A 22,597-nucleotide genomic window follows, 5' to 3' on the forward strand; every position below is an offset into this window, starting at 1 on the left:
AGAGTAGAAATCATTACAAATCTCTACTCTGAAAAAAGTCTAACTTTTTGGGGTCACCTTATATTATATTTTTACCCTTGGGTATCTTTATATATTATTTGTTACATTTTTTCTGGTGCTTCTACTGCTAATAAATACAATCCTGTTTTTAAAACATCCTTTGCTGATTTAACTAAAAGTAATCGTGATTTTCTTAATTCTTCATCATCTACTAGAATTGGACAATCATGATAAAATTTATTGAAAGCTTGAGCTAAATCAACTATATGTCGAGTTATAATAGATGGTTCATCTTTTTCCATAGCATCTATTATAATTTGTTTTAAATCATGAATTAACCTTATAACATCTATAGCCTCTTCGTTTGATAATAAAGAATAATCAATATCATCTGTTATTTCTACATTTGCCTTTGATAACACACTACTAGCTCTTGCATGAGTATATTGAACATATGGTCCTGTTTCTCCTTCAAAAGCTAATGTTCTATCCCATGAGAATGTATAATCTTTTATTCTATTATTAGATAACTCTTGGAATACTATAGCTCCTATTCCTATCTGTCTTGCAATTTCATCTTTGTTTTCTAAATGAGGACTTTTTTCTGCTATAATTTCTTTTGTTTTATCAATAGCTTTATTCAATACATCCTCTAAAAATACAACCCTTCCTTTACGAGTAGACATTGTACCTTCTTCTAAGGATACCATTCCAAAAGGAACATGCACACAATCCTCAGCCCAATCAAATCCCATTAATTCAACAATTTTTATCCATTGTTCAAAATGTAATTTTTGTTGTGACCCTACTACATATATATTTTTATAAAAATCATAAGTTTCTTTTCTATACAACGCTGCAGCTATATCTCGAGTAATATATAATGTTGATCCATCACTTTTCTGAATCAATGCTGGAGGCATACCATAAGGCTCTAAATCTATAATTTTTGCTCCTTGAGAATCTTTCATTAATCCTTTTTTATTCATTATATCAATTACTCTAGGCATTTTATCAGAATAGAAACTTTCCCCAGCAAAAGAATCATATTTTATATTTAACATATTATATACTCTATTGAATTCCTTTAAACTAACATCTCTAATCCATTGCCATAATTCTTTAGCTTCTTCATTTCCTTTTTCTAATTTCATAAACCACTCTCTAGCCAAATCATCATATTCAGGTTTTTCTTCAACTATTTCATGAAATTTAATATATAACTTCAACAATTCTGGGATCGGATTAGATTCTATAACTTCTTTATTTCCCCATTCTTTATAAGCAACAATCAATTTACCAAATTGAGTTCCATAATCTCCCAAATGATTAATTGCTATAGTATTAAATCCTAAGAAATCATATATCCTATATAATGAATGACCAATTACCGTAGTTCTTATATGTCCTATATGAAAAGGCTTTGCTATATTAGGTGAAGAAAACTCAACTATTACATTTTTATTTTTACCTATATTAGTAGCACCATACTTTTCACCCTTTTCATTAACTTCCTTTAGTACAGTTTTAGCAAATAACCCTCTATCTATAAAAAAGTTAACATAAGGTCCAACACTTTCTATTCTCTCAAAATATTTGTTCCTTGCAATCATTTTTACGATTTCTTCTGAAATCATATTAGGAGCTTTTCTAAATATTTTTGCCATTTTAAAACAAGGCATTGCATAATCTCCCATTTCATAATTCGGTGGAATTTCAATTAATTTTAATAATTCTTCTTTAGATATTGCTTCTACATTTTCATGTATTAAGTCTGCAATTTTTTCTTTAAAATCTATCATTTAAATACCTCCTATATAATATTTACATAATCAATAAATTATTTTTATTATAATCCTTACTTAAACTAATATATAAAAAATCTCGTCTCTTTTATAAAAGAGACGAGATTTCACCCGTGTTACCACTCTAATTGACAAATATATGTCCACTCATAATATAATAACGGTATAACCGACTTATCTTACTCATTTCAGATAGCTTCTCCAAGGCTCTATTCAAATAAATCTCCTGCATCAGGTTTCCACCATTCCCGACTCTCTATAACATTCAATATATTCTACTATCCTCTTCATAGAATTTTTTATTAATTTTTATTTAATATACCATATAATTATTAAGTAATCAAGCAAAGAATATACTATTTTACATTTATACTTTATATTATACTCTATAAAGTATAATTATACCTTATTTTATCCAAATTTTTATTATATGTTAATACTCTTATAATCAATTGATAATATGTCACTATTACCAGTTAAAATCATAGCTTGTAACAATTCCTTTTGCATCTTTTCTAATGTTAATTTTACTCCTTCTTCATATCCTCCATAGGCTCCAATAATTATTGGTCTTCCAATAAGTATTGCATCTGCACCTAATGCTATCATTTTGAATACATCTATTCCAGAACGTATTCCTCCATCAGCTAAAATAGTTATCTTCCCTTTTACAGCTTTAGCTATATCAGGAAGTCCCTTAGCTACACCATTTATATGGTCTAATATTCTGCCACCATGATTAGATACTACTATAGACTTAGCACCTATTTCTACAGCCATTTTCGCTTCTTCTACAGTCATAATTCCTTTTAATATAAATGGTAGATTCGTAGAATTAATTAATTCTTTCAACTCATTCTTAGCTTTTGGTCCCACAGGTTGTCCTTTTAAAGCCATCGTAACCAATCCAGCTCCATCTATATCTACACCTATAGCTAGCGGATTAATAGCTTCTGCCATTTTAATCTTTTCTAATATTGCTTTATTTTCTCTAGGCTTTATTATAGGTATGCCTTTTCCATTTACACTTTCAATTCCTTTTAGTCCATCTTGATACATACTTGCATCAGCTGTATCTCCTGTCATTGCAATAGTCCCAGCTTCTATACTACCTTTCATAACAGCATCTACATACTCTGCTTCAGTTAGAGCTCCTCCCATATTAAAACTACTTCCTGTTATAGGAGCTGATATGATTGGCATACTTAATTTTTGACCAAACAATTCAATAGAAGTATCTGGTTTTTTAGTATTATGAATAGTTTTTAATACTAATTTTATTTTTTTTAATTCCTCAATATTATTCTTAAAAGATTGAGCCGTAAGACTTCCTCCCATACCAGGAACTTCCCCAGCACAAGCTACACCATTACATACAGGGCAAACTCTGCAATAACCTTTCATTTTATTTCTTGCTTCTTTTCTTATCTCATCTATATCCATGATACAAACCCCCTTTATATAATTTTTTTATTTTTTAAATCTCTATAAGATAATACTCTGTCTTTCGATTCTGCAAGTTTAACAGCCTTTAAGATTGCTCTTTCCATAGTTATTGCTGATAACATACCTACTGCATTTATATCTGCCTCTATATTGCCAGTAGCCATAGTAAATATTGTATCTCCATCGAATGTTGAATGAGATGGTCTTATAGCTCTCCCATAACCATTATGAGCCATTGATGCTATTTTATTTGCTTCAGATTTAGAAAATTTACCATTAGTTATAACAACACCTATTGTTGTGTTTTGTCCAAAAAGATTTTTTTTATTATCATAGTTTTTTAGCATTTCATCTTCTGTAGATATTAAATTTTTATCTTTATCAAGTAATCCAGCTATAATTTCATTTTTCTCATTATCTACAATATCTCCCAAGGCATTTACTGCTACTAATGATAGTACTTTAAGATTACCTACTTGAAGACCATAAGAACCAATTCCCCCCTTCATAGCCCTATCTAAACCATATAATTTTCCAATAGTAGCACCTGCACCTGCTCCATAAGAACCATCTTTAAACTTTCTATTATAAGCATTTTCACAAGCTCTATAACCTAAAGTTTTATCTGGTCTTATTTTAGGATCCCCTAAATTTAAATCAAATAATACTGCACTACAAACTATTGGTACTTTTGCAACCCCAGTATTAAATCCAATATTTTTCTCCTCTAAAAATTCCATTACTCCACTACTTGCATCTAACCCATATGCACTACCACCAGATAAAACTACTGAATGAATATTTTTAACTAAATTCTCTGGTTTTAATAAATCTGTTTCCCTTGTACCTGGCGATCCACCTCTAACATCTACTCCAGCTACTGAACCTTTTTCTGATATTATAACTGTACACCCCGTTGGGCCATTTTTGTATTCAGCATTACCTACATATATACCTTCTATATCTTTAATACCAATTTCATTCATATTTAAGCCTCCAATTAAGTATTAAATCTATCAATATCCTCTTCAGTATAAATCTTTATACCATTTTTTTCTAAAATTTCTGCAGTAACTCCCTTGCCTACTATCAATTTGTTTGAGAAACTCCCATCATATATCTTTCCATATCCACATGAAGGGCTTTTTGATTTTAAAATTGCTCCCTTAATATTATATAATTTAGCAATTTTTAATACTTCATAAGCTCCTTTATAAAATTCTTTGGTGACATCAGTATTTTTATTATCCACTACAATCTTCTTTTTACCATCTATACCTACTATTTCAGCAGGAAATCTAGGAGTTCTTAACCCCCCTAATTGTTCTGGACATACTATTATAGTCTCATTATTCCTCATAAAATCAAGAACCTTTTCATTAAGATTATCTTTACCATTATATCTGCAATTAACACCTACAAGACACGCACTTATTAAATACATATTTCATCCTCATTTCAAATCTACTATAGTTACACCTGTTCCACCTTCACCATATTTGCCTAGCCTAAATCCTTTAACATGACTATGACTCTTAAGTTGCTGTTTTATACCTTCCCTTAATACTCCAGTACCTTTTCCATGAATAATTGTCACTTGATTCAAACCAGCTATATACACATTATCCAAATATTTATCTACTTCTAACATTGCTTCTTCCAGATTTTTTCCTCTTAAATCAAGCTCTGTTTTTATGGACCTTGTTTTAGATCTAACAATACCTTTAGTTGAATGTTCAGTTTTATCCTTTTCTTGATCTTTTGTTTTTTCTATATTACTTAAATTTACATTTACTTTCATAATACCAGCTTGTACCATTAGATTTCCATCTTTATCTGGTTCAGTTAAAACTGTAGCTATTTGATTAAGATTTAAAAGTTTAACTGGATCTCCAACTTTTAAGTCTTCAGGTGGATTTGTACTTGTTTGACCTAATATATTATCTGCTAAATCATCATCCATAGTATTCAATTTATTCTTCAATCTATCTTTAGATTCTTGTATCTTTTTATTTCTTTCTTTCTCTATATCAGTAGATATATCTCTTAATTCTCTTATTATCTCATCTGCTTCGACTTTAGCTTTCTCTAATATTTTTCTTGCTTCAATTTTAGCTTCTTTTAAAGTATTTTTTCTAACTTTATCAATCTTTTGTCTCTTTTCTTCTAATTCCTCTTTTAATTTACTAATTTCTTTCTTAAGTCTTTCAGACTCTGCTTTATTTTTCTCACTAATTTTTCTATCTATTTCTATGTTCGCTAAAACATCTTCAAATTGAATATTTTCCTTTGTTAACAACTCTTTAGATTTCTCTATTATAACATCTTGTAATCCTAGTCTACTAGAAATCTCAAAGGCATTTGACTTACCAGGTACTCCTATCAATAATTTATAAGTAGGACTTAATGTTTCAACATCAAATTCTACAGATGCATTTTCTACACCTTCAGTAGCTATAGCATATAATTTTAATTCACTATAATGAGTAGTAGCTATAGTCATTATATTCTTATCATATAGATAATTTAAAATCGACATAGCTAATGCCGCACCTTCAGTAGGATCTGTTCCTGCTCCTAACTCATCAAATAAAACAAGACTATTATCCTCTAAACTATCTATTATATTTACAATATTAGTCATATGAGATGAAAATGTACTTAAATTTTGCTCTATACTCTGTTCATCTCCTATATCAGCAAATATATTATTAAATACAGCCATGTGACTATTATAATCACATGGGACATGTAAGCCTGCTTGAGCCATCAAAGTTAACAGTCCTACAGTCTTTAATGTTACAGTTTTCCCTCCTGTATTAGGACCAGTAATGATTAAAGAGCTAAATTTTTCACCTAAATAAATATCATTAGCTACAACTTCATTCTTAGGTATTAAAGGATGTCTTCCTTTTTTTATATAAATTTTACCTTCATCATTTAATATTGGTTTAGTTCCATTCATTTCTAAAGCAAGTTTAGCCTTTGCAAAAATAAAATCAAGTTTAGCCAATATATTTTGATTACTCATTATATACTCTGAAATTTCAGCTACTTTTTCACTTAAATCCTTTAAAATTCTCTCTATTTCTTTTTTTTCTTCTACTTTTAATTCTTTTAGTTCATTATTAAAATTTACTATTGACATAGGTTCAATAAATAAAGTAGCACCACTAGATGATTGATCATGTACTAACCCCGGAAATTGAGACCTATTTTCTTGTTTAACTGGAACCACATATCTATCATTTCTCAGAGTTATAATACTATCCTGCAATATTTTTTTATTATTAGAAGAATTAATTATTGAATTTAATTTACTCCTTATAGAAGAATTCTTTGTTTCAATCTGCCTTCTAATTGATCTTAATGCTGAACTTGCATTATCTGATATTTCCTCATCACTAATTATTGCATTTTCTATTTCATCTTCAATCTCTCTAAATGTAGATATATCACCTATATATCCTTCTAGTATAGGATAGAAAGAATCCTTATCTTCTCTATCACTCCTTATAAAAGACTTAAGTCTTCTACCTACTCTTAAACTATCTGCTATTTTTAATAAAGCACTAGGATACAATATTCCCCCCTTTACTGCTCTAGATATTTCTGAGGAAAGATTAAAGATACCTCCTAAAGGTGGATTTCCTCTTCTCAATATAATATTTACTCCTTCTTCTGTTTCATCTTGAGCATTCTTCACTTCCATCAATTCTTTCATAGGGTTCAATTCATCCACTATGTCTTTACCAAGAGAAGATTCGGCTTTTGTCTTCAAAATTTCTATTATTTTAAAATACTCTAATGTTTTCAAAGACTTTTTGTTTATACTAGACACTTTTTATAACACCCCTTAAAGATATGTTCTTAAATCTACTACCGCTTAATCTGTTTATATATATAATAGTACTTAATTATATTTTTTAAACTAGAGAAATAATTTTATCCTACATTTATTTACTTATCAAATTCTGTCTTTATTTCTTCTAACTCCTTTTTTAATTGAACTAATTCTACTTGATTTTCAAATAATTTATTTTGTAACCCATCTATCATCTTTTGGCTATCTTCTAATTCAGACTCCTTTAAATTTAAAGAATTCTTATAATCTTTGATGGAATCAATATTTTCATCTCTTTCTTTCTTAATTTCATATAATTCATTACTATATTTATCTCTTTCTTCTTTTAATTTTTCATAATCTTCTTTTATTTGAACGATTTCTTTTTTAAATTTCTCTAATTCTCGCAAAGGTTCTTCTACCTCTTCTTTCAAATCTTCTAACTCTATCTTAGTTTTATAATATTCATCTGTTATTGTAAAAGCAGTTAAAATTGCAGCCATAGATTGACTAAATTTATTATTTTGACTTAAAATTTCTTTCATCTTTTTATCTATATAATTAGCAATATGATTTATATATTCTTCTGATTCTTCTCCTATTACAGTATAATCTTGTCCATTTATTTTAACTATGACTTTTTTCTTATCAGTCATAAAATCCTCTCCTTTAATTTAACTTCTGTATAATTAATGTATAATAACATTCTATTCACTTTATATTATTATATAATTAATGATAATAAATTTAAAGGGTGTGAATCAAATATTCACACCCTTTAAGTTTATAGTCCTATTTTCTTAATTCAGCATTCAATTCAGAAATTAAATTACTAACAATTTCATCATGTACATTTGATACCTCTTCATCTGTTAATGTCTTTTTAAATGATCTATATACAATAGAATACGCTATACTTTTCTTGCCTGATGGTATTTGTTTACCCTGATATACATCAAACAAATTAATTTTTTCTAATAAATCTCCACCATTATCTTTAATAATATCTTCTATCTGTTTAGCTAAAATATTTTCATCAACTATTATAGCTATGTCTCTAGTAATAGATGGATACTTAGGTAACTCATTATATTTTCTATCTAATTTTGTTATAAATGATATTATATCTAAGTCCAATTCACTCATATACACTTTCTCTTTAATATCATAATTCCCCAATACATCAGGATGTATTTCACCAATTATACCTAATATATAGTTACCATATATAATATTGGCACATCTTCCTGGATGGAAAGTTTTATGATTTTCTTCAACAATATACTCTAATTCATCTGTTCCTAATAAATCAAATAATTTATTTAAAATTCCTTTTAAATAAAAGAAATCTGTTTCTCCATACATTCCTATAGTCAAAGTCTTTATTTCATAAGGTAAATTATTCATTGGTAAACTCTTAGGTATAAAAGAATTTCCTATTTCATATGCCCAAGCCTTTTCTACTCCATATTTATAATTTCTACTCAACACATCTAACATATTAGGAATTAATGTAGTTCTCATAACACTATAATCTTCCCCTAAAGGATTCATGATTTCAACATTTCTTCTCTTTAAACTTTCTCCTGGTAAATTTATGTTATCATAAGCTCTAGGACTTATAAAAGAATAAGTCGTTATTTCATTAAGCCCCATACCAGTAAGAGAATTTTTAATATAATCTTGTATTTCCCTATTTCTAGACTTGCCTCCTTTAGTTAATGAACCTATTAGTGGAACAGATTTAATATTGTGAAATCCATATATTCTTCCAATCTCTTCAACTAAATCAGTTTCTATCTGAATATCATTCCTAAATGTAGGAATTTTAACAAACATTTTATTATCTTTAATTTCAGATTTCAATTCTAATCTATTTAATGTATCAATCATAAATTCAATAGAAATTTCTAATCCTAATAAAGAATTTACTTTTTCCGGTCTCAAAATTAATTCTCTTTCATTTAATTTATTTTCATAAATATTTGTATTTCCCTTTACTACCTCTCCTGCTCCTATTTCCTCAATTAATTGACAAACTCTTTTACAAGCTAATTCAGAAATATTCGGATCTAAATCTTTTTCATATTTAGCTGAAGCTTCAGTTCTTAAACCTAATTTTCTAGATGTAAGTCTTACATTTCTTCCATCAAAATTAGCAGATTCTATAAGAATAGACTTAGTATTTTCCGTTACTTCACTATCTTCTCCACCCATTACTCCTGCAATTGCAATAGGATTTTCTCTATCAGCTATTACTAGCATATCAGTATCTAATTTTCTATCTACTCCATCTAATGTTGTTATTTTTTCTCCTTCTTTTGCATTTCTTACTATTATACTCTTATTGTTTATTTTATCTAAATCAAATGCATGAATTGGTTGGCCTAACTCTAACATAACAAAATTTGTTATATCTACAATATTATTTATAGGTCTAACATTTGATTCTATAAGTCTTCTCCTTAGCCATAATGGAGATTTTTCAATTTTAATATTCTTTACTACTTTAGTATAATATCTTCTACATAATTCTGTATTTAATACTTCTATACTATTAACTAAATTTTTAATATCATCAACTTCATTATTAATTTTCACCTTAGGAATATTTAATTCCTTTTTAAAAGTTGCTACTGTTTCTCTTGCCATACCTATAATGCTCAAACAATCCGGCCTATTAGGGGTTATTTCAAAATCTATAACTTCTCCTTTAAGTCCTAGTACTTCTTTAATATCTTTTCCAAGTGGATAAGCTTCGTCTAATATATATATACCATTTTTTAATTCTTTTGAAATCAAATCAGAATTAATACCTAGTTCTTCAGCAGAACAAAGCATTCCATTAGAAATTTCTCCTCTTAATTTTCCTTTCTTTATTTTCATTCCATTAGGAAGCTTAGAACCTACTAATGCTACAGGTACATAATCTCCTTCATTAATATTTTTAGCTCCTGTAACTATTTGAAGATTATCATCACCAATATCAATATTAGTTATGACTAATTTATCTGCATTAGGATGGTCAGTTATTTTTTCTATTTTCCCGACTACAACATTACTAACTCCCTTATCAACTTCCTCAATAGAATCTACATGAGAACCTGACATTGTCAATTTATCTGCTAATTCTCGTGTATTTATATCTTCTATGTTTACATAATCTTTAAGCCATTTTACTGGTACTAACATATTTATTCCTCCTTATCTACTAAAATTGATTTAAAAATCTCATATCATTTTCAAATAATAATCGTATATTATTTATTCCATACTTAACCATGGCTATTCTATCCACACCTAAACCAAAAGCAAAGCCACTATATTCATCAGGATCTATCTCACAATTTTTTAACACTTTTGGATGTACCATACCACATCCTAATAATTCCATACTCCATCCTGTACCATTACATTCTTCACAGCCTTCTCCTTTACAACTCAGACAAGAAACATCAACTTCAGCACTCGGCTCAGTAAACGGAAAATAATGAGGTCTAAATCTAGTCTTCATCTCTTCCCCAAATAATTCCTTAATAAACATATCAATAGTATGCTTTAAATTTGCCATAGTAATATTTTTATCAACAACAAGCCCTTCTAATTGATGAAACATTGGTGAATGAGTATCATCTACATCATCAAATCTAAACGTTCTTCCAGCAGATACAATCTTAAATGGAGGTTTCTTTTCTTTCATAGTTCTAATTTGCACTGGTGATGTATGAGTTCTCAATAATATATCTTCTGTTATATAAAACGTATCAGATTTATCCCTAGACGGATGATTTTCTGGAGAATTCAATGCATCAAAATTATTATATACAGTTTCTACTTCAGGCCCCTCTACTATCTGAAATCCCATTTTAGAAAATACATTCTCTAACTCCTCTACTACTTGTATAAGAGGATGTCTATGACCAAAACTAATTTTATCTCCTGGTAAAGTTATATCTATCTTTTCTTTCTTTAATTTATCATTTTTCACTTCATTTTCTAATTTGACTTTTATAACATCGATTCTTTTTTCTAATTCCTCCCTAACTTCATTAACAAGTTTACCAATAACAGGTCTCTCTTCTTTTGAAAGTGCTCCCATACCTCTTAATATTTTAGTGAATTCGCCCTTTTTACCTAAATATCTTACTCTTAATTTATCTAAAGACGATAAATCATTGATATTTTTTAATTCATTAATTACAATACTTCTTAGTTCTTGAATCTTTTCTTTCATTTTCTATTTCTCCTTTCCTTAAATTCTTTTTATATGAAAATAATTATTCAATAAAGCATACTAATAATACTTAAAACGTATAATAAAAAACCTCCATCTCAAAGAGACGAAGGTCTTTCGCGGTACCACTCTTAATAACTATAATATCATTATTATAGCCTCTCGATCTATTTAACAGCAAAGCCGGCATAGACTTACTTAAGTTCAGTCTAGCAGTTCAGAAGTGAATTTCAATATTATCAAACATAAGGATACTCTCAGCTTAAATATCCTCTCTCTTTATGCATCAAATATCTACTCTCTTCATCAATACTTTTTTATTATTAATTTATTAATAAATATCTATACATAAGATACGCATTTATGGAACCAGTAAGTTCAAAAACATGCCAATAAAATTGAGCATTTAACATTCCTTACACCCCTTTAATGCTATTTAATTAAATTATAGCACTAGATATTTTAAAATACAAGGTGTATACAAGCCAAATTTATTTTCTAGATATTTTTTTCTGTCTAAGAACCTCATACATAATTATTGAAGATGCTATAGAAGCATTTAACGACTCTGAATCTCCTTCCATTGGTATGACTATATTCTCATCACTTATATTAAGTAGTTTTTCTCTTATACCATTTCCTTCATTGCCTATAATTAATAATATATTCTTGGTTAAATCAATATCATAACAATATCTAGCTTTTTCTAAAGTAGTAGCTAATATTCTTACTCCTTCATCTTTAAATTTTAGTATAGTTTCAATAGAATCATTTACTTGTATTATTGGTATATGAAACAAAGATCCCATTGTGGATCTTACTACTTTTGGATTATATATATCTACTGAACCTTTACTTATAATAATTCCATCAGCACCTAAAGCATCTGCACTTCTTATTATAGTACCCATATTTCCAGGATCTTGAATTCTATCTAAAAAAATCAAAAACAAATTTTCTCTTTGAAAATATTCTAAATTATACTTTTTAATTTTCATTACTGCAATAATTCCTTGAGGTGTTTCTGTATCTGATATTTCTTTAAATAAATTATGCTCTATTTGATAATTTATATATTTATCCTTAATAATACTAAATAGTTTCTCTCCATCTTTTGTTTGAAAAAGCTTATCTGAATATAAAATATACTCTATCACTTCATTAGATTTTATTGCATCCTCTACAATTCTAATTCCTTCTATAAAATAATATCCTTTTTTATTTCTAATCTTCTTATTATTTAGTCCTTTAATTTCTTTAATAAATTTATTAGAAGAACTTTTTATGATTTCCATTTAAAACACACCTATTTTTCTAGTTTCTTCAAATCCTTATTATGACCTATCACTACAAGAATATCATCTTTTTGAATTATATCATCAGCATAAGGTGAAATATTCATGTTTTCATTATGTTTAATAGCTATTACATTTATTCCATATTTATTAGGTAATTTCAACTCTTTTAAACTCTTACCTGTCCATTCCTTTATAGCACTTATTTCAACTATACTATAATCTGGAGCAAATTCAATCATATCTAGGAAACTAGATGTTACAAGATTATTAGCTACTCTGATCCCCATATCTCTTTCAGGAAATACAACCTTATCTACTCCAATTCTTGATAATACCTTTGCATGAAGTTCATTTTTAGCCTTAGCTATTACAACTTCTATACCTAATTCCTTAGCAAGCAGAGTCGCTAATATTGAGGACTGTAAATCTGACCCAATAGTTACCACTGCTACATCAAAATTACTCAATCCCAAAGTTTTTAAAGTATTTTCATCTATAGCATCCGCTTGTACTGCATGAGTAACTTTATTAGATACTTCTTGTATTTTTTCTTCATTCTTATCTATTGCTAAGACATCATATCCTAACTTATGTAATGTCACAGCTACACTTGTTCCAAAATTTCCACATCCAATAACAACAAATTGATTCATATAATTCCTCCTAACCTACAGTTATTTTTTCTTCTGGATATCTATATGACCCTTTTTTAGTTTTCCTTTTTTTAGCAAAAGCAAATGCCATTGTTAGAGGACCAACCCTTCCTATAAACATAGTTATTGATATTATTATTCTTCCTATATCAGATAAATAAGATGTAATTCCTCTACTTAACCCTACAGTTCCAAATGCCGATACTGTTTCAAAAGCAATATCTAAAAAATCATAGTTTTCTAAGTTAGTCTCGGTTAATGATAAAGTCATTGTAACTACTATTACTATTAATAATCCTATGCCTAAGACTGCTAGAGCTCTAAATATAATTTCATTAGAAATTCTTCTTTCAAAAATTGTCACATCATTATTACCTCTAACAACTGAAATTATTGATAAAATTACTACTCCCATAGTTGTAGTTTTGATACCTCCAGCAGTAGAACCAGGAGAACCTCCTATAAACATTAAAATTATAATTAAAAATGCAGTAGCATTTGTAGTTCCCGCCATACTAACACTGTTAAATCCTGCTGTTCTAGGAACCACAGATTGAAAAAATGATGCTATAATTTTTGACTTAAATGATAAATTTCCTATAGTTTCAGGATTATTATATTCCACAATAAAAAATACAATTGCTCCTAATACTAAAAGTACACTAGTCATTACTAAAACTACCTTTGTATGCAATAAAAAGCTTTTAAATTTTCTATTATTAGTAACATCAATATATACTGAATATCCTAATCCACCTATTATAACTAACAAGCTAATCGTAAAGTTTACTATTGAACTAGTCACAAAAGATTCCATACTATTTCCTATAATATCAAATCCAGCATTACAATAAGCAGATATAGCATGAAATACAGAAAACCAAATGCCTTTACCTGTTCCATAAATCGGAATAAACTTAAAAGATAAAAATATCGCTCCAATAATCTCTATAACAAATGTAGAAATTATTATATATCTTGTTAATTTTACTAACCCAGACAAAGTAAACTGATTTAATTCTTCTTGCATTATGAGTCTATCTTTCAATGTTATCTTTTTTCCAATAACTAAAGATACCAAAGTAGCCATTGTCATAAATCCTAAACCACCAATTTGTATTAAAATAAGTATCACAATTTTACCAAATAAAGTCCAGTGAGCTGCTGTATTTACTACTACTAATCCTGTCACACATACCGCAGAAGCAGATGTAAATAATGCATCAATAAATCCTACGCTTTCTCCATTATTTGAAGCTATAGCTAAATTTAAAAGTAATGCTCCTATAATTATCAATGCCGCAAAACCTAAAACTAATACTTGAGCAGGGTTAGATTTTAATTTATTAATTTTGTTTTGAATTTCTATATTAATCATCCCCTAAATATAAAAATTAGTTATTTCATTGTTCCCTATTATATCATCATAATTAAATAAGTAAAAGTCAATATAATTATTATATACATAAATATTAAATAATTTATATATAAATAAAAGCTCCGTCTCCGGAACTTTATATTTATATATTTTCTTTTGCTGTTTCTACTAAGGCTTTAAATCCTTCAGGATCATGTATAGCCATCTCTGAAAGCATTTTTCTATTTACCTCTATATTAGCTTTTTTAAGTCCATTTATAAACTTACTATAAGATAAACCATGCATTCTAGCAGCAGCATTTATTCTTGTAATCCATAATTTTCTAAAATCTCTTTTTCTTAATTTACGTCCTATATATGCTGATCTAAGAGCTCTCATAACCGCTTGATTAGCAGGTTTAAACAATCTACTTTTAGCTCCATAATATCCCTTTGCAAGTTTCAATACTTTCTTATGCTTTTTCTTAGCATTAATTGCCTTTTTTACTCTAGCCATTTTAAAAACCTCCCTTAACTATCTGTCTTCTATTTGTATGGTAATAATTTATCGATTCTCTTTTGGTCACTACTATCCATTATTTTTTCTTTTCTTAAATTTCTCTTTCTTTTAGAAGTCTTTTTACCTAATATATGACTTTTATAATTACTCCATCTTTTTATTTTACCTTTTCCAGTTTTCTTAAATCTTTTAGCTGCACCTCTATGAGTTTTCATTTTTGGCATAATAAATTCCTCCTCTCAATCTATGACTCAATAGGAGCTAGAAACATTATCATATTTCTACCTTCCATTTTAGGTTTCTTTTCTATAACTCCCAATTCAGAAGTTAATTCAGCAAATTTTTTCAGTACTTCTCTTCCAACATCAGTATGACCAAGCTCTCTACCTCTAAATCTAACAGTAACTTTCACTTTATCTCCATTTTTTAAAAATTTATTAGCTTGATTACTTTTTACATTTAAATCGTGATCCTCTATACGAGGAGATAATCTAACTTCTTTTATATTAATCGTTTTTTGATTTTTCTTAGCTTCCTTTTCTTTCTTTGCCTGTTCATATTTATACTTTCCATAATCCATTACTCTACAAACAGGAGGCTTAGCATTTGGAGCTACTTTAACAAGATCTAACTTTCTGTCAAAAGCTATAGCCTGAGCCTTTTTAATAGGAACAACACCTATCTGTTCACCATTGGAATCAATAAGTCTTACTTCTTTATCTCTAATTTGCTCGTTAGTTTGAAGTTCTTTAATATCAAAACACCTCCTATATAATTTGCAATAAAAAAAGCGAGTCATCAAAACTTCGCCTTCTCCTAATAGAAATAAACATACATAAATAATAAACATTTATGCTTTTCTTCTATTAACCTATAAGCTTTAGCCATAAGGTGAGAAGCGAAACTTCCACTTTGTTTTCCATATCATTATATGTTAAAGATTTCAATATGTCAACATTTTTTTAAACTTCTATATAATACCATCCATTTATACCATAAACTTAATAATATTAGAATACTATTTGGTTAAACTATAATTACAAATAAGAAAAGGCGGAGATATCTTGAAATATAAATTAATTAAACTAATTTTAATGATATTCATAATCTTTTCTTCCTTTTTAATATATGATGTTTACACTAAAGATACAAATATACTTAATACATCAATGGTAGATAATATCTTAATATGGCTTATAACTTTAAGTTTATTGGTTTATTATATAAGAAAAAAACATAATCCTGAGTTAGTTGCTTCCTCTATTACTACTAATAAAAAATCTGAGGAAGAATTAAGAAAAAAAAATAAACCAAATGTATCTTTTAATGATGTAGCTGGTCTAGATGAAGTTAAGGAAGAAATGCAAGAAATAATAGATTTCATCAATAACCCAACAAGATTTCAAAAAATGGGTGCAAAAATTCCCAGTGGAATACTATTCCATGGTCCACCTGGAACAGGTAAAACTCTTTTAGCAAAAGCACTTGCAGGCGAAACCAATTCAAATTTTTTATATTCTAGTGGATCCGAATTTGTAGAAAAATATGTAGGTGTTGGTGCTAAAAGAATAAGAGCTTTATTTGAAAAAGCAAAAAAAGATTCTCCAACAATTATATTTATTGATGAAATAGATGCTATTGGTTGTAAAAGAAATCTAGATAGCAATAACGAAAAAGATCAAACATTAAATCAATTATTAGTAGAATTAGATGGATTTAACAAGGATTCTATAGTAGTTGTTGTAGGAGCTACTAATAGATTAGATTTACTAGATGAGGCATTAACAAGACCTGGAAGATTTGACAGACACATTTATATAGGTAATCCTAATATAAAAGCTAGAGAAGATATATTTAAAGTTCATGTAAAAAACAAACCAATTGATATATCCGTTAATTTAGAGGAATTATCCAGAAAAACCCATGGTTTTTCTGGAGCTCAATTAGCTAATATTGCCAACGAAGCTGCAATTCTTGCTGTTAGAAAAAATAAAAGAAAAATTGATATTAATGATTTTAATAGTGCAATTGAAAGAGTTGTAGCAGGATTAGAAGTAAAAAATCCAACAGTATTAAATAAAGAAAAAGAAATTGTTGCACATCATGAGGCAGGGCATGCTATCGTAGGGAAATTATTAAAATCCGATATGATTCAAAAAATATCTATTATCCCTAGAGGTCAAGCTTTAGGGTATGTCTTAAAATTTCCTGATGATGAAAGATACCTACTTACAGAAAAAGAATTATATAATAAAATAATAGTTCTTTTAGCTGGAAGAGCTGCTGAAAAAGTTATTTTTAATGAAATTACTACAGGTGCAGAAAATGATTTAAAAAAGGCTACAGAATTAGCTACAAATATTGTATGTAATTATGGAATGAGTTCATTAGGTAATATGGCTATAAATGAAAACTATATTAGATATTACATAACATCTATTAATAATGAAGTATCTAATATAATAGAATCCTGCTACACTAAAGCACTTAATGTCATTGAAGAAAATATAGATTTTCTAAAAGATGTAGCAAGATATCTTATAGATAATGAAACAATGAGTATTAATGAACTAAATGAAATATTCGAAAAAAATCACCAATTAACTAAAACAGTAAATTAAAAGGATGCCTTGAATTCAGGGCATCCTTTTACGTCTAACTTTTTTCTTTAATTTCTTTTGTTATTCTATCCACAAAGTCTTCTAAAGTTAAAGTTCCATTATCTCCTTCATCTCTAGATCTAACAGATATTGCATTATTCTCTACTTCTTTCTCACCAACAACCAACATATATGGTATCTTCAGAAGTTGAGCTTCTCTTATTTTATATCCTATTTTTTCAGACCTATCATCTACTTCTACTTTTATTGCTTTACTTGCAAGTTCTTCCTTGATTTTCTCTGCATAATCATTAAACTTATCAGATATAGGAAGTATTATAGCTTGAACTGGAGATAACCAAACTGGAAACTTTCCAGCATAATGTTCTATTAATATTCCTAAAAACCTTTCTATACTACCTAATGCAGCAGTATGAATAATTATAGGTCTATGCTTATCTCCATCATCTCCTATATAAGTCAATTCAAACCTTTGAGGCATTTGAAAATCTAGCTGTATAGTTCCACATTGCCATGTTCTTCCTATAGCATCTTCTAAATGAAAATCTATCTTAGGACCATAGAAAGCTCCATCCCCTTCATTTAAAATGTAATTTACTTCTAATTCTTCTAAAGCCTCTTTTAAAGCTGTTTCAGCCATATTCCAATCTTCTTCTGAGCCCATTGACTTTTCAGGCCTAGTGGACAATTCAATATTATATTTAAAACCAAAAGTAGTATATATCTTATCAATTTTTCTTACTACACCTTTGATTTCATCCTTTATTTGTTCTGGTAACATAAATATATGGGCATCATCTTGAGTAAAAGCTCTAACTCTCATAAGTCCATGTAATACTCCTGACAATTCATGCCTATGGACCTTACCAACCTCTGCAACTCTCATCGGAAGATCTCTATAAGAATGCATTTCATTTTTATATACTAAAAATCCTCCAGGACAGTTCATAGGTTTAATAGCAAAATCCTCTTCATCAATTTTTACTTCATACATATTTTCTCTATAGTGATTCCAATGTCCAGAAGTCTCCCATAATTTTCTACTTAATATTATTGGTGTTTCAACTTCTACATATCCCTCTTCCCTATGAAGATTTCTCCAGAAATCTAATAACTCATTTTTTAGTACAGTTCCCTTAGGTAAAAAGAATGGGAATCCAGGACCTTCTTCCATTATTGTAAACAACCCTAACTCTTTACCTAATTTTCTATGATCTCTTTTCTTAGCCTCTTCTAAACGTTCTATATATTGATTTAATTCCTTTTTCTTTTCAAAAGATGTACCATATATCCTTTGTAACATCTTTCTATTTTCATCCCCACGCCAATAAGCCCCAGCTATATTTAATAATTTAAAAGCTTTTACTTTTTTAGTACTTGGTAAATGGGGTCCTCTACATAAATCTACAAAGTCTCCTTGTTTATAGAACGATATTTCTTCATCTTTTGGTAAATCCTCTACAAGCTCAACTTTATAATCCTCGCCCTGTTCTTGTAAATATTTAATAGCTTCATCTCTAGGTAATACAAATTTTTCCATAGATAAATCTTCTTTTACTATTTTTTTCATTTCTTTTTCGATCTTTTCTAAATCCTCTGGTGTAAATCTATGATTAGTATCAAAATCATAATAAAATCCATCATCTATAGCTGGACCAATTGCAAGTTTAGTATCAGGAAATAACCTTTTAACAGCATTAGCTAAAATATGAGCACTAGTATGTCTAAATACCTCTGCTCCATCTTTATCATCAAATTTAAGCAACTTCAAATAAGCATCTTCTTTTATTTCCTCTTTAAGACCCACAACTTTCCCATCCACCTCAGCTCCTACTACTGCTCTAGCTAAACCTTCACTTATATCTTTAGCTACTTGCAATGGCGATACTACATCTTCATATTCTCTTACGGAATTATCCGGTAATGTAATTTTAATTTTTGACATAATATTCCTCCTCAATTCTTATTTCGTTATATATCCAAATAAAAAACTCGCTCCTAGAATAACTCTAGGGGCGAGGCTAGCTTCGCGGTTCCACCCTTATTTATAACTTATAGATCTTAACGAGATCAACGGAAATCCTTATCCAAATTTGGTATCAGATTCAACTCCAGGTTAGTTTTCAATTGAACATATCTAAGAATGCTTTCAGCCTATGACATTCCCTCTCTTAAAACTGTTTTCAATTTACTCGACCCTTCAATGTTATTTATATATATTTACATTACATTATATATCCTATTATAAGCTAAGTCAACTATTATAAATATCAAAAAACATAAAATACTAATAATCCCTGTATCAAGCCTATTAATAAGCCTAATATTCCACCTAATATTTCAATATGTTTCAATTCCTTTTTAGCAACAGAAATAATTATTTCTTCTATCTTTTTTATATCATAAGTATTTATTTTATCCTCAACAATTTCTGATATTTTAACTTTTTCTACTGCATTATCAATCATTTCGTCCACTAACTCTTTAATAGCCTTATCTCCTTCTTGGACTATAAAATCGTTTACATAATTCAATATCATTTTTTTTATTGTAGAAGGAATTAACGACGGTAATTTTTCTTCTATAATTATATTTATTTTATTCAATATTGTGATTTTTATTCTACCTATTTCATCTTCATCTACTGCTTTATCTATTATCTCATGAATAGATAATAACTCCTCTTCTACTACCTCACCTATACTCTTTGCAATTTCATTCTTTCTTTTAGGAATTAAACCTTGAATATTAAATTTTATTATTGGTATTTCAATAGGATACAAGGGTTTAAACAATAATTTAATTGCAACAATATTAGTAAGCCATCCTATAAGTCCTCCTATAATCATCATAATAAATATCTCTAATATCTCCATACAACTCACCTCATCTTAAAGTTAACCATAATATTATACCACATAAAAATACTAAAAAAAACTTCTAAAGGATTACCCTTAGAAGTTTTAATCTTCTTTTATTAGATTTATTTTATTATCTACAGTACATATATTACATCCATAACAAATCTCTACTTTTTCATTAAATATACTACATATAATTTTAATAATATCGTCATTTCCTCTATCTTGAATATGAAGTATTAAATTTTCTGGAGCAATGGTTATTAGAGAACTAATTAAAAGATCATCATAACCCATCTCATTTTCATCCATCTCCTTAGCAATTTCTTTTAAAAAATCATTATTTATAATTTTCATATCTTTATCATATAATAGATACTTTTTATTTTTCATGAAAATAATATTTACAGTATCAATTTTAGGAGATTGAATATCTACAAAATATTTCAAAATATTTATAAATTCTTCAAGTTCTTTTTCTATTATTAAATCTTCAATAACTTTATCTACCGTGTTTTCTATTAATTTTACCCAAAAATTCAACCTGAAATTTATAAATCCTTCTATATTTATTTCATTATTATCTTCTAAGTAATTTAATATTGATCTAAGTATCTTTGGTCTTTTACTACTTTTATATAATAAATCTCCATCATATTTTCCATTATTAATAATTTTAGAAGTCTTATTATATATTTTTTTAATATCATTTTCTGGAAAATAAATATCTTTTGATGATAATTGTTTCTTCATTATAAAATATTGATACTTATTTAAAATTATATCTGTTATCTCTTCTGCTATATAATCTTTAATAATCCTTTTAATTTCAGTTATTTTCTCTATATTTTCATCTTTAATTATATACTGAATCATAGTTTCATTACCATTTATATAACTTTTATTTCTTATATTAATACTATCCTTTATAGTTTTTAATCTATTATTTAATAAATCAGGAAAATTACAAACCTTATTATTATACACGATTGATAAGCGGTACATTATGTCACTCCTTTCTACTGTAATAGTAGTATATGTGTAATGCTTTAGGTTATTCAATATATATATACATTAAATACAAATTAATGGAATTATTGAACCAATGTCTATTATTTTTTTATTTGATAATATTTTCGGAATTTTACCATTTATATTTAAAAAATTATCTATTTTTTCTTTGTCTGGATGATTAGAATAATCACCCGAAAAAAATATATATTTATTATCTATAGAACCTGTACTTCCACCTATAAATCCATAATTTAACCCTGGAAGATCAATATAACCTGGTTCTATAGTTAAAACTTCTATTTTAGTATTTTCAAGAGAGTTCTTTATACCAATATCAGATGTTATTATAGCTTCATTACTAATAATCGAAGTTGAACATTTAGTATATCCCTGTTTCGTATTAATTAATTGTATATTCATTTTTTTAAAATAATATTTTAATTTTTCATCAGTATATTTAAAATTGTGTATAGCATTATCTCCAACTCTTGCTATATTATATGCAATATTGTATGGATAGTTTCTACTTAGTTCTTTCTCTCCTTTCAAAACTGTAATATTATATTTTGATAAAAGTTCTTTATAATAATAAAATTCTTTTGGAGAAACTATAATTGTATTGCTATCTATTGGAGCGAGTATCATATCAGGATGATAACTTACTGCATTATATAATCCTTCATGCTTTCTTGTTTTAATTACACAAATACCTAAACGTTCAAAATAATCATTTATTTCCTTATCTATTCTTCCATCTAAAATTACTATATCCGGTTTTTTATAAGGTAAAAATGGATTTAATTTCATCTTTATCACCTATTTTTATTAATTATAATAAAACAAAAGACTCCCTAATACTAGAGAGTCTTCTCATGGAGGCGGCACCCAGATTTGAACTGGGGATAAAGGATTTGCAGTCCTCTGCCTTACCACTTGGCCATGCC

General features: G+C 27.9%; 20 protein-coding genes and 2 other annotated features. Of the genes, 1 reads left to right on the forward strand and 19 read right to left on the reverse strand.

All coding sequences use genetic code 11. From position 1 onward, the window contains the following. Positions 1-101: 101 nt before the first annotated feature. The 15 genes from argS to infC all read right to left on the reverse strand — a co-directional run bounded on the left by argS (position 102) and on the right by infC (position 15,956). Positions 102-1,802: an arginine--tRNA ligase gene (gene argS, locus GOQ29_RS11620; RefSeq protein ID WP_203372830.1), complete on the reverse strand. Its 1,701-nt coding sequence runs from the start codon at positions 1,800-1,802 to the stop codon at positions 102-104. Positions 1,803-1,897: 95 nt separating this feature from the next. Beyond that, positions 1,898-2,105 (reverse strand) — a binding site (T-box leader). Between the two features lie 126 nt (positions 2,106-2,231). Continuing rightward, positions 2,232-3,248 (reverse strand): alpha-hydroxy-acid oxidizing protein, encoded by a 1,017-nt coding sequence (locus tag GOQ29_RS11625; RefSeq protein WP_203372831.1) that lies wholly within the window; start codon positions 3,246-3,248, stop codon positions 2,232-2,234. Positions 3,249-3,262: 14 nt separating this feature from the next. Next, positions 3,263-4,237 carry a P1 family peptidase gene (locus GOQ29_RS11630; RefSeq protein WP_203372832.1) on the reverse strand — a complete coding sequence of 325 codons (975 nt, stop codon included), beginning with the start codon at positions 4,235-4,237 and terminating at the stop codon, positions 3,263-3,265. Positions 4,238-4,251: 14 nt separating this feature from the next. Continuing rightward, positions 4,252-4,695 carry a 2-thiouracil desulfurase family protein gene (locus GOQ29_RS11635; protein ID WP_203372833.1) on the reverse strand — a complete coding sequence of 148 codons (444 nt, stop codon included), beginning with the start codon at positions 4,693-4,695 and terminating at the stop codon, positions 4,252-4,254. 9 nt (positions 4,696-4,704) lie between these two features. Further along, on the reverse strand, positions 4,705-7,083 hold the full coding sequence (locus tag GOQ29_RS11640) for an endonuclease MutS2 (RefSeq protein ID WP_203372847.1): 2,379 nt from the start codon (positions 7,081-7,083) through the stop codon (positions 4,705-4,707). A 128-nt stretch (positions 7,084-7,211) separates the two neighbouring features. Beyond that, a complete protein-coding gene (locus tag GOQ29_RS11645; protein WP_203372834.1) occupies positions 7,212-7,751 on the reverse strand; it encodes a cell division protein ZapA in 540 nt (179 codons plus the stop codon). A 136-nt stretch (positions 7,752-7,887) separates the two neighbouring features. Next, positions 7,888-10,287, reverse strand: a complete 2,400-nt coding sequence (pheT, locus tag GOQ29_RS11650) for a phenylalanine--tRNA ligase subunit beta (protein WP_203372835.1) — start codon at positions 10,285-10,287, stop codon at positions 7,888-7,890. 19 nt (positions 10,288-10,306) lie between these two features. Beyond that, positions 10,307-11,329 carry a phenylalanine--tRNA ligase subunit alpha gene (gene pheS / locus GOQ29_RS11655; RefSeq protein WP_203372836.1) on the reverse strand — a complete coding sequence of 341 codons (1,023 nt, stop codon included), beginning with the start codon at positions 11,327-11,329 and terminating at the stop codon, positions 10,307-10,309. A 99-nt stretch (positions 11,330-11,428) separates the two neighbouring features. Then, positions 11,429-11,648: a binding site (T-box leader), on the reverse strand. Positions 11,649-11,652: 4 nt separating this feature from the next. Next, positions 11,653-11,742, reverse strand: a complete 90-nt coding sequence (locus GOQ29_RS15085; RefSeq protein ID WP_203372837.1) for a YqzL family protein — start codon at positions 11,740-11,742, stop codon at positions 11,653-11,655. A gap of 78 nt (positions 11,743-11,820) precedes the next feature. Then, positions 11,821-12,624, reverse strand: a complete 804-nt coding sequence (gene rlmB / locus GOQ29_RS11665) for a 23S rRNA (guanosine(2251)-2'-O)-methyltransferase RlmB (RefSeq protein WP_203372838.1) — start codon at positions 12,622-12,624, stop codon at positions 11,821-11,823. An 11-nt stretch (positions 12,625-12,635) separates the two neighbouring features. Beyond that, entirely contained in the window at positions 12,636-13,280 is a 645-nt protein-coding gene (locus GOQ29_RS11670; protein ID WP_203372839.1) for a potassium channel family protein, read from the reverse strand. A gap of 10 nt (positions 13,281-13,290) precedes the next feature. Then, on the reverse strand, positions 13,291-14,658 hold the full coding sequence (locus GOQ29_RS11675) for a TrkH family potassium uptake protein (protein WP_203372840.1): 1,368 nt from the start codon (positions 14,656-14,658) through the stop codon (positions 13,291-13,293). Between the two features lie 142 nt (positions 14,659-14,800). Next, on the reverse strand, positions 14,801-15,154 hold the full coding sequence (rplT, locus tag GOQ29_RS11680) for a 50S ribosomal protein L20 (RefSeq protein WP_203372841.1): 354 nt from the start codon (positions 15,152-15,154) through the stop codon (positions 14,801-14,803). Positions 15,155-15,183: 29 nt separating this feature from the next. Further along, positions 15,184-15,381 carry a 50S ribosomal protein L35 gene (gene rpmI / locus GOQ29_RS11685; protein ID WP_203372842.1) on the reverse strand — a complete coding sequence of 66 codons (198 nt, stop codon included), beginning with the start codon at positions 15,379-15,381 and terminating at the stop codon, positions 15,184-15,186. Positions 15,382-15,401: 20 nt separating this feature from the next. Continuing rightward, complete coding sequence (gene infC / locus GOQ29_RS11690) at positions 15,402-15,956, reverse strand: translation initiation factor IF-3 (protein ID WP_203372848.1); 555 nt, start codon at positions 15,954-15,956, stop codon at positions 15,402-15,404. A 265-nt stretch (positions 15,957-16,221) separates the two neighbouring features. Between infC and ftsH the strand changes: the two genes are divergently transcribed. Continuing rightward, positions 16,222-17,778, forward strand: coding sequence for an ATP-dependent zinc metalloprotease FtsH (ftsH, locus tag GOQ29_RS11695; RefSeq protein ID WP_252187614.1), 1,557 nt, complete (start codon positions 16,222-16,224; stop codon positions 17,776-17,778). Between the two features lie 34 nt (positions 17,779-17,812). Here ftsH and thrS read toward each other — a convergent pair whose 3' ends face one another. The 4 genes from thrS to GOQ29_RS11715 form a co-directional block, all read right to left on the reverse strand. After that, complete coding sequence (gene thrS / locus GOQ29_RS11700) at positions 17,813-19,723, reverse strand: threonine--tRNA ligase (RefSeq protein WP_203372843.1); 1,911 nt, start codon at positions 19,721-19,723, stop codon at positions 17,813-17,815. A 325-nt stretch (positions 19,724-20,048) separates the two neighbouring features. After that, the gene (locus tag GOQ29_RS11705) at positions 20,049-20,654 is read right to left on the reverse strand and encodes a DUF445 domain-containing protein (protein ID WP_203372844.1); all 606 of its coding nucleotides are present in this window, start codon (positions 20,652-20,654) and stop codon (positions 20,049-20,051) included. 87 nt (positions 20,655-20,741) lie between these two features. Continuing rightward, positions 20,742-21,644, reverse strand: a complete 903-nt coding sequence (gene ytxC, locus GOQ29_RS11710) for a putative sporulation protein YtxC (RefSeq protein WP_203372845.1) — start codon at positions 21,642-21,644, stop codon at positions 20,742-20,744. A 69-nt stretch (positions 21,645-21,713) separates the two neighbouring features. Further along, positions 21,714-22,460: a DUF6873 family GME fold protein gene (locus GOQ29_RS11715; RefSeq protein WP_203372846.1), complete on the reverse strand. Its 747-nt coding sequence runs from the start codon at positions 22,458-22,460 to the stop codon at positions 21,714-21,716. Between the last annotated feature and the right edge of the window lie 137 nt (positions 22,461-22,597).

It is taken from the genome of Anaeromonas gelatinilytica (assembly GCF_016820635.1).
Taxonomy (GTDB): domain Bacteria; phylum Bacillota; class Clostridia; order Tissierellales; family SIT17; genus Anaeromonas; species Anaeromonas gelatinilytica.